The sequence below is a fragment of the Dellaglioa sp. CoH-57-MRSF-18 genome, from assembly GCF_056781995.1.
In genome coordinates, this window is the sequence record NZ_JBXAXX010000070.1 from 1 (window position 1) to 492 (window position 492).

At 53.3% G+C, this 492-nt stretch carries 1 protein-coding gene; it reads right to left on the reverse strand.

Translation table 11 applies throughout. From position 1 onward, the window contains the following. Positions 1-287: 287 nt before the first annotated feature. Positions 288-492, reverse strand: a 205-nt coding sequence (locus AC1RPG_RS08100; protein ID WP_481762485.1) for a hypothetical protein, incomplete at its 5' end; no start/stop codon positions are given.

The window sequence follows — 492 nt, forward strand, 5'->3', positions numbered from 1 at the left end:
CCACATGCTCTCCATGGTCTACAGCACCGCCCCACGTACCCCAACAATCAGGATTCGTGACGCCGGGACTACGCAGTGGCATCAGGAACCGGCCGGTGTCCTCTGCCATGATGAGACATCCGGCACACACCTTCCCCCAGTAATTCGGGTCACTGACGATACTCGGCAACCACTCTGTGTCGCGAATATCCGTCAGAAGACGATATGGCGCTTCCATCCGATTCTCCTTTGATCGATTGTTATTAAATTGCGCAAAAAGAAAAACCCGCCGAAGCGGGTCTTTAGCATCAGCGGTTGCCGAATACGTTTTTTGGCACAATCGAATCGTAATGCTCCGGAACTTCCACATCGTCATCCGGAATCATAGACTCATGCTCGTGACCGTGTTCATGGTCATTAGCCGAAAGAGACGAAATGGACGAACGAACCATATTCTCATTGGCCTGATCCCGGCTAAGCTGCTCCATCGGAGGCAGCAGCGTCGGGGCAGTG